Here is a 15777-nt window from a genome sequence, read left to right on the forward strand (position 1 = left end):
GGAAAACGCCGGCATCTGCGCCGGCGGGGTTGAAACGCTTGCTTCAGGCCGCGTGCGCGGTGCGTTGCGGCCTTTGCTTCAAAAGATAATCGCGGTACCAGTGCGCGCTGTGCTTCAAGGTTCGCTTCTGCGTCGCATAGTCGACGTGGACGATACCGAAGCGCTTCGCATAGCCCGAGTTCCACTCGAAGTTGTCGAGCAGGCTCCAAAGGAAGTAGCCCTGGATGTCCACCCCTTGCAGGCGGGCGTCGTTCAGCGCCTTCAGGTGGCGCAGCACGAAATCGATGCGCGCCTCGTCCGGGATCTCGCCGTTGACGATCACGTCCGGGTTGGCCATGCCGTTCTCGGTGATGTAGATCGGCGGCAGCTCGTATTCCGCTTTCAGTTTCAGCAGCAGCTCGGTCAGTCCGTCGGGGAAGATCTCCCAGCCCATGTCGGTAATGCCCAGCTTCGCCTCCGGCTGGCGCGGCGGCGTCTCGGCCGAGCAGTAGGCGCGGAAGTAGTAGTTCACGCCGAGGAAGTCGATCTTGTGCCGGATGTCCTTGAAGTCGTTCTCGTGGATCTCCGGCGCGTTGTCGCCGTGGCCTTGCAGCGCCAGTTCCGGGTACTTGCCCTTGAAGATGGGGTCCATGAACCACCGCACCGAGCGGGCGTATTCGAATTCCGCCAGCGCCTTGTCGGCCGCGCTGTCGGTGGCCGCGTCGGCGGTCCACTGATTGAGCACGATGCCCAGCTGCGCCGGGCTGCCGACGGCGCGCATGGCCTGCATCGCCAGCCCGTGCGACAGCAGCAGGTGGTGCGATACCTGGATCGATTGCTTCAGGTCCGCCACGCCCGGCGCGAACTGCGCGTTGCCGTAGCCCAGGTTGGCCGTGCACCACGGCTCGTTGTGCGTTGCAATCGTTTTCAAGCGCGAGCCAAAACGACGCGCCACTTCGCCGGCATAGTCGGCAAAGCGGTGGGCGGTGTCGCGATTGAGCCAGCCGCCGTCGTCCTGCAGGCCTTGCGGCAGGTCCCAGTGGTACAGGGTGACGTGGGCGGCTATGCCCTTGGCCTCCAGTTCGGACAGCAGCCGGTCGTAGAAGGCGAAGCCGGCTTCGTTCCAGGCGCCTTTGCCGGTTGGCTGCACGCGCGACCAGGCTATCGAGAAACGGTAGGCGTCCACGCCCATGCCGGACATGATGGCCACGTCTTCCGGGTAGCGGTGGTAGTGGTCGCAGGCGATGTCGCCGTTGCTGCCGTCGATGACTTTGCCGGGCGTGTGGCTGAAGGTGTCCCAGATCGACGGGCCTTTGCCGTCGGCGGCCGCGCCGCCTTCAATCTGGAAGGCGCTGGTGGCGACGCCCCAGGTAAATGAGGGAGGAAATTGAGTGAAATCGGTCATGGATAGTCGTTTTGAGGATTAACAGGGTGCGAAACAGGGCATTTTGACGTTTGAAAACGATTTCACGCCTCCTGACTCGATTAGACCTTAAGTCAAACGGGGTGTCAATCTTTTGCTGAAATGGGTTTTGGACGGCTGATATAATGCTGCCTCATTCTTCATCGACTCACTTCATCCCATGTCTTCCGATACCCCTAAAGACGGCCCAGCGCGGCCGATGCTCTACGACCCGACCGAACACCGCATCCGCAGCTTCGTCACGCGTGCCGGCCGCCTGTCGACCGCACAGGCGCGCGCGCTGGAGGAGTTGAGCCCGAAGTACATGATCGAATACGCCAAGACGCCGCTCGACTATGAGCAAGCCTTCGGCCGCAAGGCGCCGGTGGTGCTGGAGATCGGTTTCGGCATGGGCGGCACCACGGCGCACATCGCCGGTGTGATGCCGGAGAAGGACTTCATCGGCGTGGAAGTGCACACGCCCGGCGTGGGCAGCCTGCTCAAGTTGATCGAAGAACAGGGCCTGACCAACCTGAAGGCGATCCAGCACGATGCGGTGGAAGTGCTGAATCAGATGATCCCGGACGGCTCGCTGCACGGCGTGCATATCTACTTCCCGGACCCGTGGCACAAGGCGCGCCACAACAAGCGCCGCCTGATCCAGGCGCCGTTCGTCAAGCTGCTGGTGCAGAAGCTGGCCGTGGGCGGTTACCTGCATTGCGCTACCGACTGGGAAGACTATGCGGTGCAGATGCTGGAAGTGCTGGGCGCGGAAGAGGGCTTGCAGAACACCGCCGACGGCTATGCGCCGCAGCCGGCTTATCGTCCGCTGACCAAGTTTGAAAACCGCGGTCTGAAACTGGGCCACGGCGTGTGGGACCTGGTCTTCACCAAGAAGTAATTATTTGCGCAGCCGGACGATGGCGGCGTTCAAGCGTTTGAACGTTTCGTCCGGTACCGATTTGCTGCACCACAGGCGTCGCTCGTAGCCTTTGTACAGGTCGGAAAAGTAGATGCGCTTGTAGTGCGAGGCCGGATAGCCCGAGGCCTTGATCGCGTCGTCCAATTCCTCCTCAGTGATGAAGAAGTAGTCGATGCTGTGCCGGCGCAGCATGTCCAGCAGCTGCCGGGTGTCCGCACTGCTTGGGATGGTCGGCGTCTTGTAGCGCAGCAGTCCGCGATCGATGGCCACGCCGTAGGATGTGCCCTTTTTCACCACCACGCGCAGCTGCTTGTCGGTCAGCGTATCCTTCAACGGCTGCTCGTCATGCATGGCGGGATTGCCGCTCCAGGTCAGCGCGAACGGGCGCTTGTCTTCATACACCACTTCCGAGAATTTACCGACGCGTTCGCGCTCCGGCGTTTGCAACCAGCCCAGCATGCAGGCGGGTTCCTGCTCGGCCGCTTGCATCAGCACCAGCTGCTGCTTGGCCGGCGTCTGGCGCACCACAAAAGGGATACCGGCTGCGGTGAGCGCGGCGATGGCGGGGGTGGCGGCGTGGCCCGTCAGTACGCCGCGCGTGTCGGCATATTGCAGCGGCGGGCTTTGCGCATAGTGAATCACCAGCGGCTGGGCCGAGGCGGCGCCCGCCGCCATCAGCAGGGACAGGGCGAACGCTTGCATCATCTTTCCAGCTGTTCCATGTCCAGCACCACGACATAGGCAAGGTGGCCGCTCTGCCACACGCCGCCGCCGCGCACCTGGGCCTCGCAGCTGGTGACCTTGCCTTCGATGTCCTTGTGCTTCAGCAGCGCGCGGAAGGTCAGCGAAGCCTTGGGCGACAGGTAGCCCGTCATGCGGCCGTTGAGGAAGACCGCGACAGCGGCGCTTTCATAGGGATTGACGTCGTCCGGCACCAGCGTGGCCAGGTAGGGCGTTGCTGCGGCGTGGTCGCCATGATCGCCGGCCAGCGCCTTGAGCGTGGCCTGGTAGCGCGATTCGGTGACCACTTCGACCAGGAAGCGGCCGTCGTCGGACCAGTGCAGCGCGGGAGCATCTTCGGGCAGCTTGGGCTCGTAGGGCGTGGCGGGACGCGCCGGCAGCGGCATCGGCTTGGCCGGATTGGTCTTGATGATCGCGTAGACCACCAGGCTGGTGACGGCGATGATCAGCAGGGAGATGGCGAGTTCCATGGCGGGCCTGTTTATCTAAAGGCCGACATCTTAACGCATGCCCTTGGCCTGATACACAATTTTGCCGCCCACGACAGTTTGCAGCACCTTGATGTTGGCGATGTCCTCGGCCGGAATGGTGAAGAAATTCCGGTCCAATACGATCATGTCGGCCAGCTTGCCCGGCTCCAGCGATCCGGTCAGCGCTTCCTGGCGCAGCGTGTAGGCGGCGTTGAGCGTGATGGCGCGCAGCACGGCGGCGCGCGGCATGCCGGGTTGCGGTCCCAATGTGCCGGCGTACTCCTTGCCGGCGTCCGGCGCGGCGGTGCGGGTCACGCCGACTTTCAGCGCGAACCATTCGTCGAGCGGATCGACCGGCCAGTCGCTGCCAAAGGCGATGCGTGCGCCCGCGTTCAGCAGCAGCGCCTGCGGTTCGACGATGGCGTAGCGTTGGGGACCCATGTAGTCCTTCAGCGCGCCCACGGTGTCGGGCGCCGGTTTGCCCCACTGGAAGGACAGCACCGGCGTCACATCGAGCTTGGCGAAGCGCGGATAGTCGGCCGGGGCGACGATTTCGTCGTGCGCCAGCGCGGGGCGGATGCCCTTGCCGGCCGGCGTGGAGCGCAGGTATTCGATGGCGTCCAGCGTTTCGCGCACGGCGCGGTCGCCGTCGACGTGGATGTGCGGATCGATGCGGGCGTTGGCCAGTTCCGTCAGCGTGGTTTTCAACGCTTCGGGCGAGAAGTAGCTGGCCGGGCCGGTGCTGTGGCCGGGCTGCCAGTCCGGCTTGTCCCCCGTGCCCTTGTTGACCAGGTAGGGTTCCAGCATGGTGCCGGTGAAGGCCGGGGCGGAGATTACGCCGTCCATGAACAGCTTTGCGTGGCGCATCTGCATCGACGGCGCGACGGTGGTCGGCCCTTGGTCGAACTGCTTCTGCTGTTTGAGCAGTTCGGCCACCGCGCTTTGCGGCGTAGCGCCTTTATCCAGGTCGACCAGCACCGCGAAGTGCGCGCGCGCCGTCAGCTTGCCCTGCTGGTGCAGGTCGGCGAAGGCGGCCATGGTTTCGGGATCGGTGTAGGCGTCGAGGAAGCTGGTGATGCCCTGCTTGCGCATCGCCGCCAGCGCGGCCTTGGAGGCGGCCAGGTTCTCGGCCACCGTCAACGGCGGCAGCAGGTTCATCGCCATGTCCTGCGCGGCGTCTTCCAGCAGGCCGGTGGCGTCGCCCTTGGCGTCGCGGGTGATCTTGCCGCCGGCGGGATCGGGCGTGTCGCGCTTGATGCCGGCCAGTTGCACGGCTTTTGAATTGAGCAGCGCCGAGTGGCCGAAGGACGAGCGCACGATGACGGGGCGTTCGGTCCTCAGCGCGTCGAGCATGGCGGCGGTGGTTTCCACGCCGTCGGGCAGCATGCCTTGCTGGAACCAGTTGACCACCACCAGCCAGCGGCTGGCGTCGGACTTCTTGTCCTTGTCCAGGCAGGCCTGGATGCGCGACTGGAACTGGGCCACCGTCAGCGCGGCGTAATCCAGGCTGCAATTGAGCAGGCGGCTGCCGCCCGATTGCGGGTGCATATGACCGTCGACCAGGCCGGGCATCAGCATGCGGCCGTGCAGGTCGATGACTTTGGTCTTTTTGCCGGCCAGCGGCTTGGCGCCGGCATTGTCGCCGACGTAGACGATGCGGCCGGCACGCACGGCCAATGCCTGCTGCACGCTGTCCTTGGCATCCACGGTGTAGATGTAGCCGTTGCGGTAGATGGTGTCCGCCGGCGCTTCGGCGCCTTGTGCGGACGCCGCCAATGCCAATGTCAGTGCAGCGACGTATCTGTTCATGCGTTTCCCTGTTTTATGCGGCTCCCATCGCTTTGGTGCGCGGGGCCAGCGGCAGGAACGCCAGCAGATTCCCCGCCAGTACCAGCGCCAGTCCGGCCAATGCCGTCGGCGTCCAGTGGTAGCCTTCATAGATGGTTGAAATGGTCAGTGCCACGATGGGGAATAATACCGTGGAATAGGCCGCGCGGTCCGGTCCTATGCGGCCGACCAGCAACAGATAGGCGGTGAAGCCGATCACCGAACCGGGTATCGCCAGATACAGCAGAGCACCGACGTAGCGCGTGCTCGGCTCCAGCGCGAACGGCATGCCCAGCGCCAGCGCCGCCACGCCCAGCGTGGTGGAACCGATCAGCATGGCCCAGGTGTTGGTCAGCCACGGCGTCAGGCCCAGCGACTGCATGCGGCTCGACAGCAGGTTCCCGCACGAGAAGCACAGCGTGCCGCCCAAGGTCAGCGCAAGGCCCATCATCACCTTGCTGTCGTTCCAGTGGCCGGCCATCTGCGGCGAAAACAGCAGCACGATGCCGGTCAGGCCGAGCAGGGCGCCCATCATCACCTGGCGGCGTATCGGCCGGCCGAGGAAGATGCGGCCGTTGATGGCGTTCCAGATCGGCGCGGTGGAGAACACCACGGCTTCCAGGCCGCTGGTGATCCACTGGCTGGCGTAGTAGAAGCACAGGAAGTTCAGGCAGAAAAGCGCCAGGCCCTGGGCGACCAGGTAGCGCCAGGCCTGGCGCGGCGGCCACCACGGCTTGCGGGTGATGAGCAGGAATCCCATCAATACGGCGGCGGCCAGCCAGAAGCGGTAGGCGATCGACACCGGCGCCGGCACCACGCCGAGCTGGAAGGTGATGGCGATCCAGGTGGTACCCCAGATCAGGACGGTAAGCAGGTAGAGGAAGATATTCATGCAGCCAGCATGCCGGGTGCGCGCGGGCGGCGCTTGTCTGAAATTGCGCATATCGGCCGGCCGCCAGCGAGGAGTGGGCGCTCCGTGCTAGACTTTAAGCCAACTCTTACTGAATGTTCGCGCCGTGCCAGCCCGCCCTTCCAACGCCACCGATGCCATCCCCGCCCGCGCGCCGGACGGGCTGATTTCGCACGCGGTATTCCGCACCATGTCCGAAACGGATGCGGAGCTGGAGCGTTTCGCCTGGCTGGGCGACGATCTGGCGGTAGCCATCTGGCGCCGCGACACCGAGGTGGCCGAAACCAGCTACAGCAAGCCGGGCCACCACACCTTGTCCTACTACATGGGCGGCGGCTACCGCACCGAGCGCGACGAGCTGCCCGGCCTGTACGGCGCGCCGGAGCGTTTATGCACGCTGCCGGACTGGCACGAGTCCAGCTGGACGGTGCGCGGACCGCTGCGCTTCCTGCACGTCTACTTCCTGCCCGAGCACTTCACGCGGCGCGCGGTGGTGGAGCTGGACCGCGAGCCGCGCGAAATCACGCTGGCCGACCGCACCTACTTTGAACATGAACGCATCGGCCGCCTGTGCGCCGGCCTGGCGGGCATGTCGTGGGAAGGCGCGGACGACCAGCTGCGCGCCAACGAGGTCGCGCACGAGACCTTGAGCCACCTGCTGCTGTCGCAATCGATGCCGCAGCACCAGCAGCGCGTGCGCGGCGGCTTGGCGCCGGTGGTGCGGCGCCGCCTGGCCGACTACATCGAAGCGAACCTGTCGCAGAATATCTCGCTGGGCATGCTGGCGCAGCTGGCGTGCATGTCGGAGTACCACCTGGCGCGGATGTTCAGGATCTCGTTCGGCATGCCGCCGTCGGCGTGGATCGCGGCGCGCCGCGTGGAGCATGCGCGCCAGTTGTTGAAGACCACCGACCAGCCCTTGCAGCAGATCGCCGACGCCTGCGGCTACGCTGACCTGAGCCACTTCAGCCACCGCTTCCGCGACAGCGTCGGAGCGCCGCCGAGCCGCTACCGCAGCATCGTTACGTCGTAGGTTTTTCGAACGAGAAGCCAGGCGCGTACAGGTGGTAGCCGTCGAAGTCCTGCTTGCCGATGTCCGCCCCGTGGCTGCGCGCGATGGCGTAGGCCATGCTGAAGTGGAAGTAGAAGTTCGGCAGGATGTACAGGTTCAGATATTCGTCGCCGGGCAGCGCGATGTCGGCAAAGCCGGCGCGGTCATGGCACAGGCGTTCTGCCGCGCCGTCAAAGCGCTGCGCAGGAATCGCGGCGATGTAGGCGATGGTGTCGTCGATCTGCTTCGCCAGCGCGGCCAAGGACAGCTCGGCGCCTTCGAAACTCACCGGCGCCAGGCCGGCCAGCGGACAGCAGCCCCGCAGCGCAAAATTGCATGTGGCCCGCACCTGCGAGGCAAACGGCAGCATCTCCGCATGCAGCCGCGCCATGAGGATCTCCGGATGCGGCTTCACTTTCTCGACCATGCCGGCCAACTGGCCGAGATAGCGGGTAAAAATAATTGGTGTGTGCATAGTCAAAGGTAGTTTATTTGGCGGAGAGGATCTGCGGCAGATTCTGCGCGCGAAACGCCTCGACAACAAAATCGATAAACACGCGTGTCTTCGCCGGCAGCAGTTTCTGGCTGGTGAAGTACAGGGAGATCGCCCCGACATCGCCGTACCAGTTTGGCAGCAAGCGCACCAGCGCACCACTTTCCAGATGCGGCGCGGCGTGCGGCACCGGTATCAAGCCGACTCCAAGGCCCAGCACCACGGCGCGGCTGAGCGCATCCGGATCGTTGACCAGCATGATAGCCTGCTGCTTTGCCGCGACCTCGACGCCGGCGTGATTGCGCATCACCTGCGTCCGTTGACGTCCCGTCACCGGAGAACGTATCACCACGCTGGGGAACTCGGCAAGTCCGGAAGGGTCTTTAGGACGATGCTTGCCCTCCAATAGCGCAGGCGCCGCCACCGCGATCAAATGGATGCGCGCCAGTTCGCGCGCCACCATACCGGGCGGCAGCTCAAAGCCGGCGCCAATCGCCGCATCGAAGCCGCCCGCGATCAGGTCCAGCGGACGGCTATCGAATACCCAGTCGGGTATCACGCCCGGATAACGTTCGAGAAACGCCGGCATGAGGGGCAGCAAATAATCCATGCCAAATCCCGGTGCGGCGCTCAGCTTCAACATGCCGGCCGGTTGTCCGGCATTGACCTTGATATCGGCAATCGCTTCCTGAATGTTGTCGAGACCGCCTTGTACCGATTGCCGGAAACGTTCTCCCGCTTCGCTCAGCGTCAGGCCACGCGTGCTGCGCATGAACAGCCGCACGCCAAGATTGCGCTCCAGCAGCGCAACGTTGCGGCTCACCGCCGCCGGCGTCAAGCCCAGCCGGCGGGCCGCTGCGGAAAAGCTCCCGCTCTCGGCGCTGCGCACGAAGGATTCCAGATTGGCCAGGGTTTCCACGGCTTCACCTTCAAGTGTTGATTGAAACTGATTATAGCCGGTTGCAACTAACGCCAGAAGCAACCAAGGCCTAGAATTCAACTCAGCAAACAGTTTATACAACTAACCTTCCAAGGAAACATCATGACTACTATCGGCATCATTGGCTCGGGCGCCCTCGGCTCCAACTTCGCTCGCATTCTGGCCAAACAAGGCATCCAGGCCACCATCTCCAACAGCCGCGGGCCCGCCTCGCTCGCGGACCTGGTGAAAGAACTGGGGCCGTCCATCAAGGCTGGCACGGTGGAAGAGGCTGCACGCGCCGATGTCGTGCTGGTCGCGGTCCGCTGGGTCGACGCGCAGAAGGTGCTGGGCAGCCTGCCGGCATGGAATGGCCGCATCGTGATCGACGGCACCAACCCGGTGGAGTTCTTCGATCCCGCGACGTCGCCGGATGCGAACGACGCCAGCAACCCGCTGGCGGCTTATGGCATCAAGGCGGTCGACCTGGGAGGCAGGCACTCCAGCCAGGTGATCCAGCAGTTCGTGCCCGGCGCGCGCGTGGTCAAGGCCTTCAACCACAACGACGTCAATGTATTGAAGGAGCCGGAGACGGCGGGCGGCAAGCGCGTGTTGTTCTACTCGGGTGACGACGCCGCCGCCAAGGCCGAAGTGCGCGCCATCATGGAGGGTGCCGGATTCTTCGCGGTTGACCTGGGCGCGCTGGATGTTGGTGGTCCGCTGGCCTCGCTGCCTTTCGGCCCGCTGTCGACGCATAATTTCGTGCGTATCTCTTAAGCGACAGATTGACGTTGAGTCAGGCAGGTGACAATGCAGTCTCGAACGAATTCATTTAAAGACTGTTCAGACGCCGAGGCGGCAATACAGGCGTCCCGGTGAACGTCTGACCCAACGCGTACGTTAAAGCTTCCGCTGTATGGCCGATTTGCTGGCTTGCCGGTACGTTCGCAATAATCAATATATCGATCAACAGCGTCGATGAAGGCTTGTTTCAGTTCGCCTGGACTTTCGCCTTCATAGGTAATGAGATCGTCGACAAATAAAACTTTGCCATGCAGGCAATTATCCTCGGTGCTGATCTCTCCGGTGCCGTGATAGCCTTTGTGTGAAAAAGTCGGTTTGGTCATGATCTTCCTCAGACGCGACCCTTGCAGGCTGCTATGGCTTCGCGGGCGCGCTTTATCTGATAAATTTTTAGCAGGCCTGAAGGATGAGTTTTCGACATAGTGAACCGGTATCCCGTGATGTGCTCGAACACATAGTGGGAGCTGCCATCGCAACTCTCACTAAAATTATGCTGACGCATCAAAGTGACTAGCTCCTCCCACGTGAAATCAGTAGGAGGAGGCACCTGATGTAGCCTGTTGTAGAGCTTCTCTTTTCTGGACATAAAATTATGCCAATGAAGGGAGTGTACTGCAACTAAAAAACAGTTGCGCTAAAATTTGTCAAACGAATTCGGTCCGCTCGGCCGAGTAGGCCGGAAGTGAAGAGGTCACAGCTCGAATATCACCATCACTTGCCGCTAACTATTCCATCTCGCTGATCATGGCGACGATCTCGTCGCCATAGGAGGCGAGCTTCTTCTCGCCGACGCCGGAGATGCCGCGCAGGTCGGACAGCGTGGTCGGACGCGCCTTGGCGATCTCGCGCAAGGTGGCGTCGTTGAAGATGATGTAGGCCGCCACGTCGTGCGCGCGCGCCGTCTCCACCCGCCACCAGCGCAGCTTGTCGAAGATGGCCTGTTCGCGCGGCGACAGGTCGCTCTCCACATAACCCTTGGACGCGCGGCCGGCGCTCTTCTGCTTGACCGGCTTCTGGTACTGGCGCAGCTGCACCTTCTGCCCGCCCTTGAGCACCGGCCGCGCGGCGTCGGTCAGCTTGAGCGAGCTGTATTGTTCATGGTCGACCGTCACCAGTCCCAGCGCGATCACCTGGCGCAGTATCGCGCGCCATTCCTGCTCGCTGCGGTCGGCGCCGATGCCGAACACCGACAGCGAATCGTGGTGCCAGGTCTTGATGCGGTCCGTCTCGACGCCGCGCAGCACTTCGATCACGTGGCCGGCGGCGAAGCGCTGGTCGACGCGGTACACCGCCGACAGCAGCTTCTGCACCGGCACCGTGCCGTCGAACGACACCGGCGGGATCAGGCAAGTGTCGCAGTTGCCGCACGGGCCGGAGGCTTCGCCGAAATAGTCGAGCAGGCGCACGCGCCGGCAGCTCAGCGTTTCGCACAGGCCCAGCATCGCATCGAGCTTGGTGCCCAGCACGCGCTTGAAGGTCTCGTCGGCCTCCGATTCGTCGATCATCCGCCGCTGCAGCACCACGTCCTGCAGGCCGTAGGCCATCCAGGCGCTGGACGGTTCGCCGTCGCGGCCGGCGCGGCCGGTCTCCTGGTAGTAGCCCTCGATACTCTTGGGCAGGTCCAGGTGGCAGACGAAGCGCACGTTGGGTTTGTCGATGCCCATGCCGAAGGCGATGGTGGCGCACATGACGATGTTCTCTTCGCGCAGGAACTTGGCCTGGTTGGCCGAACGCTTGGCGTGGTCCATGCCGGCGTGGTAGGCCATGGCCCGCACGCCGTTCTCGTTGAGGAATTCGGCGGTCTCCTCGACCTTCTTGCGCGACAGGCAGTAGACGATGCCGCAGTCGCCGCCATGCTCGGTGGTGATGAAGTCCAGCAGCTGCTTGCGGCCGTTGGCTTTCTCGACGATCTGGTAGCGGATGTTGGGACGGTCGAACGAGGACACGAACTGCATCGCATCGCCCAGTTGCAGGCGGTGGACGATCTCGGCGCGGGTCTGCTGGTCGGCGGTGGCGGTCAGCGCGATGCGCGGCACGTTGGGGAACTGCTCGTGCAGCACCGACAGCTTGATGTACTCGGGCCGGAAGTCATGCCCCCATTGCGACACGCAGTGCGCCTCGTCGATGGCGAACAGCGCGATCTTCGACGCCTGGAACAGGTTCAGGCAGCGCTCCGTCATCAGGCGCTCGGGCGCCACGTAGACCAGGTCGATCTCGCCGGTGCGCACCAGCCGCTCGATGCGGTTGGCTTCCTCGTAGGTCTGGGTGGAGTTGAGGAAGGCGGCGCGCACGCCCACTTCGGCCAACGCGTCCACCTGGTCCTGCATCAGCGCGATCAGCGGCGAGATGACCACGCCGACGCCGTCGCGCACCAGCGCGGGAATCTGGTAGCACAGCGACTTGCCGCCGCCGGTGGGCATCAGGACCAGCGCGTCGCCGCCGGCGCTGACATGGCCGACAATCTCCGCCTGCTGGCCGCGGAAGACTGGATAGCCAAACACGGTTTGCAGCAGATGAAGGGCGCGCTCGTTATTTTCCTGATGATCCATTTCTACTACTCGATTCCGACAACAAAACTGCGACTAAGGTTTAATCGGCCCAGACGATGGCGCCGGTGTAACCGGTGACCAATACCATCAGGCCGAAGGCGATGCGATACCACGCGAACGCGGTGAAGGTGTGCGAGCTGATGTAACGCAGCAGCCAGCGCACGCACAGGAAGGCCGACACGAAGGCCGCCACGGTGCCGATCGAGAACAGCGGCAGGTCGGTGGCCGACAGCAGCGCGCGCTCCTTGTACAGCGAATACACGGTGGCGCCCAGCAGCGTGGGGATCGCCAGGAAGAACGAAAACTCGGTCGCCACCTTGCGCGACAGGCCGAAGATCATGCTGCCCATGATGGTGGCGCCGGAGCGGCTGGTGCCGGGGATCAGCGCGAACGCCTGGGCGAGGCCGATCTTGATGGCGTCCAGCGGCGTGATGTCGTCCACCGAATTGATGCGGGACATGGCCGGATTGGCCTTCTCGCGTTTTTCCACCCACAGGATGACGAAGCCGCCGACGATGAAGGCCAGCGCCACCGGCACCGGCGCGAACAGCGAGGCCTTGATGGCATTGTTGAACAGCACGCCCAGCAAGGCGGCCGGCAGGAAGGCGATCAGCACGTTGAGCGCGAAGCGCCGCTGTTTCGGGTCGTCCAGGCCGGTCAGCACGGCGGCGATGCGCGCGCGGTACTCCCAGCAGACGGCGAAGATGGCGCCCGCCTGGATGACGATCTCGAACACTTTCATCTTTTCTTCCATGCCATGGAAGCCCAGCAAGTGTTCCGCCAGAATCAAATGGCCGGTCGACGAGATCGGCAAGAATTCCGTGAAACCTTCAACCAGGCCCATGATCAGGGCTTTCAGTGCGAGAACGATATCCATGAAGTAAGTTATTAGTTGGTGGGAAGGGAGGCCCTGTCACAGCGCCGGGGTCGAAGCTTACCATGTTCGCCGCCTCCGATTCTGAATCTCACTCAAGCGTAATGGGGTTTTCGGCGGCCAAACGAAAAAACGCCCCGGAACGGGGCGTTGAAAGGAAGACAATTCGAGCGCCGACTGCTTACCAGCTGGCCTTGAGCGTGTATTTGCCGCTGGTGGCGCCGGTGCCGCCGCTGTAGTAGATCACCTTGGCGTACAGCGTGCCGGCGCTGCCGTAGCTCAGGCTGTCGGTCGCGCCGGTGCCGTTGACGCTGGAGGCCACCTTGGTGCCGGCGCTGTTGTACAGCTCCAGGTCGTAGTCCGAGCTGGCGTTCGGGGCCAGCGTCAGCGCCAGCGTTTTACCGGACGGCAGCACGATCTTGTAGTAGTCGACGTCCGACGAGGCGCTCATGGTGCCGTTGACGGTGGTGCCGGCCGTGCCGACCGCTTGCGCGGTGGCGGTGGTGTTGTTGCTCTCCACTTCGTTGATGGTCGGGCCGCTGACCACCGACGACAGGATGTTCTGCGCCTCGAACTTGGCCTGGAAGGTGTTGGCGTAGCTCAGGTCCGACGGGAACAGCGTCTTGGCCGCGTTGACGATGGCGGTGGCCATGGCCGGCATCTTGATGTTGCTGCCCAGGCCGAAGTGCGCTTCCAGGATGATCTGGTCGATATTGGCGCGCGGCTTGCCGGCGGCGATCAGCGCCACCATCGATTGGTACAGCGGCGCCGACCACAACTCGTCCGACTGGAAGCTGACGCCGCCCTCGCTCACCGACTGGTGCGCGGCGTAGGTCTTGCTGGCGTTGTACTTGGCGTCGGTGCGGTTGAGCATGCGGCCGTCCCAGCAAGCGCCGTGGCCGTCCCAGCTGAAGGCCCACTCGGGGTGGTAGATCTTGCCGTTCGGGGTGCTGTAGGAGTAGGACGCGGCCCAGTAGTCGCCGAAGCCTTCGCCCATGGCGCCGGTGTCGCCGCCGGTCCAGCTGCTGTTGATGTTGGCCTGGATGCCATGGCCGTATTCGTGCAGGATCACGTCCGCGTCTTCGCTGTCGTTCACGCAGCCGTGGCCGAAGGCCAGGTAGTCGGAGCCGGCGCCGCCGCCGCTGTAGTGCGAGTTGTCGTCGCCGTTGACGCCGTCGGTGTCGATGTTCAGCGGACGGTTGATGATGGACTTGGTGCCGGTGAAGCCCAGCGACTGGATGTAGCGCTGGCTCTGGTCCACGTGGAAGTAGACGTTGGTGTCGTCGAAGCCGTTGTTGCCGCGCTTGGCCGTCCACACGCCGTTGCTGGTGGTGCTGGGCGCGGTGGCCGGGGATTCGATGTTCTTGATGTTGACGAACGGGCCGCTCAGTTTGTAGACGCCGCTGGTCACGGTCAGGTCGCGCAGGGTCTTGGTCGAGTAGGCGGCGTCGAAGGCGGAGGCGGACGAGGTGTCGGTCAGCGCGTCGGTGTTGAGCGCCGTGCGCGGATCGGGATCGAAGGCGTAGCCGGAACCGTTGATGCCGGACGGCGCGACGGCGGCCACGGCGCCGCCTTGCAGGGCCTGGCGGCCACGCGCATCCTGGCTGTCGCTGACCGCCTTGGTGGCGGCGTGGCGCTCCAGCACCGGGCCGGCCAGCTCGGCGCGGGCGTCCAGCGTGCGCTTGCCGCGCCGCGGCAGCGAGGTGGAATAGGAAGCGATGACGGCGCCGTTATGCGCGTTGAGGTATTGCACGAAGCCGCCGGTCGGCATCTGCGCCTCGATGCGCACCTTGCGCGCCAGTTGCACGCCATCCTTGGTGGTCACCCACACCAGTTCGGAGGCCGGGGCGGCCACCAGCGGGTGCTGCACCTTCATATTGGTCCAGGCCTTGTCCAGCGCCTGGTCGTCGGAGATCTGGGCCTGGTTGTACAGCTGGTTGACGGCGCTGGCGTCCACCTTGTCGGAGATGTGGCGGGTTTCGTTGAAGATCTTTTGCAGCTGGCCGTTCTTGCCGATGGAGACGACGATCTCGGCCCGGTCCACTGGCAGGCCGCGCAGCATTTGCTGATAGTGGTAGTGCTTGCCGGTGAGCGATTCCTGCACCTTCACCAGGCCCAGGTTGTTCAGCGATGCCGGCAGGCCGAACTGGGCCGCGTTCTGGCGCAGCGCGTCTTCGGCCGTGGTGGCGGTGGTGGTGGAGTACAGCGTCAGGTTGTCAACGGAATAACTGCCGGCGTGCGCGGAACCCGCGTAGGCCAGGACGATCAGGGATGCGATGAGGGGACGGGAAAATTGGCGCATGCTGCATGAACTCCTATAGGTTTTGGTTTATTCGGTATGCGAGCCTTGTGGGTGCCAAACGAGTATAGCCACGACTTTTTGCCATTTGTAAAATCGGGCGTTTTTAGACAGTTTTCCGGATTCTGTTAAAAATGAGACATAGCGGCGTCCCGTCCACGGCGCTAAGATGGACCCCAAATCACCGATGAAAGGTCGCTTATGTACAGGCTGTTTTCCCTGCTGTTGCCGGTCGCGCTGGCGTCCGGCTGCGCGATGGCGCAAGCGCCCAGGCCGATCGAGGATGCGGAGCCGGAGGTGACGCGGCAGGTGGCCGCCGCCGTGGCGAACATGGCGGTCGATCCGGCGGCGGAGGCAGCGCCGCTGCTGCGCGCCTGTCCGGCCCAGGCCGCGCCGCCGCTGGAGTTGCTGCAACGCACGGTCGACGGCGAAGAGCGCACTTATCTGTACCGCGCCCGCTGCGGCAAGGGCTTGCTGGTGTCGGCCACCTACGGCAAGAACCGCGCCATCAAGCGCCTGACGGTCAAGGCGGAATAA

The 15777-nt window shown here is 63.8% G+C and carries 15 protein-coding genes; 4 read left to right on the forward strand and 11 right to left on the reverse strand.

Translation table 11 applies throughout. The annotated features are described in order from the left end of the window. Positions 1–43: 43 nt before the first annotated feature. Positions 44–1384, reverse strand: coding sequence for a GH1 family beta-glucosidase (locus AC1RMD_RS15260; RefSeq protein WP_492927523.1), 1341 nt, complete (start codon positions 1382–1384; stop codon positions 44–46). Positions 1385–1601: 217 nt separating this feature from the next. On the opposite strand from AC1RMD_RS15260, the gene trmB reads away from it, so the two are divergent. Then, the gene (gene trmB / locus AC1RMD_RS15265; protein ID WP_492927671.1) at positions 1602–2282 is read left to right on the forward strand and encodes a tRNA (guanosine(46)-N7)-methyltransferase TrmB; all 681 of its coding nucleotides are present in this window, start codon (positions 1602–1604) and stop codon (positions 2280–2282) included. Here trmB and AC1RMD_RS15270 read toward each other — a convergent pair whose 3' ends face one another. From AC1RMD_RS15270 to AC1RMD_RS15285, 4 genes are read right to left on the reverse strand one after another with little or no spacing between them, the layout of a single operon-like run. After that, positions 2283–3005 carry an ABC transporter substrate-binding protein gene (locus tag AC1RMD_RS15270; RefSeq protein WP_492927524.1) on the reverse strand — a complete coding sequence of 241 codons (723 nt, stop codon included), beginning with the start codon at positions 3003–3005 and terminating at the stop codon, positions 2283–2285. Next, complete coding sequence (locus AC1RMD_RS15275; protein ID WP_492927525.1) at positions 3005–3514, reverse strand: hypothetical protein; 510 nt, start codon at positions 3512–3514, stop codon at positions 3005–3007. The genes AC1RMD_RS15270 and AC1RMD_RS15275 overlap by 1 nt, the downstream gene beginning before the upstream one ends. Positions 3515–3544: 30 nt before the next feature. Continuing rightward, positions 3545–5323 carry an amidohydrolase gene (locus AC1RMD_RS15280; RefSeq protein ID WP_492927526.1) on the reverse strand — a complete coding sequence of 593 codons (1779 nt, stop codon included), beginning with the start codon at positions 5321–5323 and terminating at the stop codon, positions 3545–3547. A 13-nt stretch (positions 5324–5336) separates the two neighbouring features. After that, positions 5337–6233, reverse strand: coding sequence for a DMT family transporter (locus tag AC1RMD_RS15285; RefSeq protein WP_492927527.1), 897 nt, complete (start codon positions 6231–6233; stop codon positions 5337–5339). A 124-nt stretch (positions 6234–6357) separates the two neighbouring features. Here AC1RMD_RS15285 and AC1RMD_RS15290 point away from each other — a divergent pair, with 124 nt between their 5' ends. Next, positions 6358–7284 (forward strand): helix-turn-helix domain-containing protein, encoded by a 927-nt coding sequence (locus tag AC1RMD_RS15290; protein WP_492927528.1) that lies wholly within the window; start codon positions 6358–6360, stop codon positions 7282–7284. On the opposite strand, the gene AC1RMD_RS15295 is transcribed toward AC1RMD_RS15290, so the two are convergent. Next, positions 7274–7777, reverse strand: coding sequence for a DUF1993 family protein (locus AC1RMD_RS15295; RefSeq protein WP_492927529.1), 504 nt, complete (start codon positions 7775–7777; stop codon positions 7274–7276). The two genes, AC1RMD_RS15290 and AC1RMD_RS15295, sit on opposite strands and share 11 nt — an antisense overlap. Positions 7778–7790: 13 nt before the next feature. Next, positions 7791–8714, reverse strand: a complete 924-nt coding sequence (locus AC1RMD_RS15300; protein ID WP_492927672.1) for a LysR family transcriptional regulator — start codon at positions 8712–8714, stop codon at positions 7791–7793. A gap of 123 nt (positions 8715–8837) precedes the next feature. On the opposite strand from AC1RMD_RS15300, the gene AC1RMD_RS15305 reads away from it, so the two are divergent. Beyond that, a complete protein-coding gene (locus AC1RMD_RS15305; protein ID WP_492927530.1) occupies positions 8838–9491 on the forward strand; it encodes an NADPH-dependent F420 reductase in 654 nt (217 codons plus the stop codon). Here the strand turns inward: AC1RMD_RS15305 and AC1RMD_RS15310 are convergent. From AC1RMD_RS15310 to AC1RMD_RS15325, 4 genes are all read right to left on the reverse strand, one after another. Beyond that, entirely contained in the window at positions 9488–9841 is a 354-nt protein-coding gene (locus AC1RMD_RS15310; RefSeq protein ID WP_492927531.1) for a type II toxin-antitoxin system HicB family antitoxin, read from the reverse strand. The two genes, AC1RMD_RS15305 and AC1RMD_RS15310, sit on opposite strands and share 4 nt — an antisense overlap. A 402-nt stretch (positions 9842–10243) precedes the next feature. Further along, complete coding sequence (gene recQ / locus AC1RMD_RS15315) at positions 10244–12067, reverse strand: DNA helicase RecQ (RefSeq protein ID WP_492927532.1); 1824 nt, start codon at positions 12065–12067, stop codon at positions 10244–10246. 40 nt (positions 12068–12107) lie between these two features. Then, complete coding sequence (locus AC1RMD_RS15320) at positions 12108–12944, reverse strand: undecaprenyl-diphosphate phosphatase (RefSeq protein ID WP_492927533.1); 837 nt, start codon at positions 12942–12944, stop codon at positions 12108–12110. A 178-nt stretch (positions 12945–13122) separates the two neighbouring features. Next, positions 13123–15243, reverse strand: a complete 2121-nt coding sequence (locus AC1RMD_RS15325; RefSeq protein ID WP_492927534.1) for a hypothetical protein — start codon at positions 15241–15243, stop codon at positions 13123–13125. A 198-nt stretch (positions 15244–15441) separates the two neighbouring features. On the opposite strand from AC1RMD_RS15325, the gene AC1RMD_RS15330 reads away from it, so the two are divergent. Next, positions 15442–15777 (forward strand): hypothetical protein, encoded by a 336-nt coding sequence (locus tag AC1RMD_RS15330; protein WP_492927535.1) that lies wholly within the window; start codon positions 15442–15444, stop codon positions 15775–15777.

This window comes from Duganella sp. GW822-FHT06D06 (assembly GCF_058799615.1).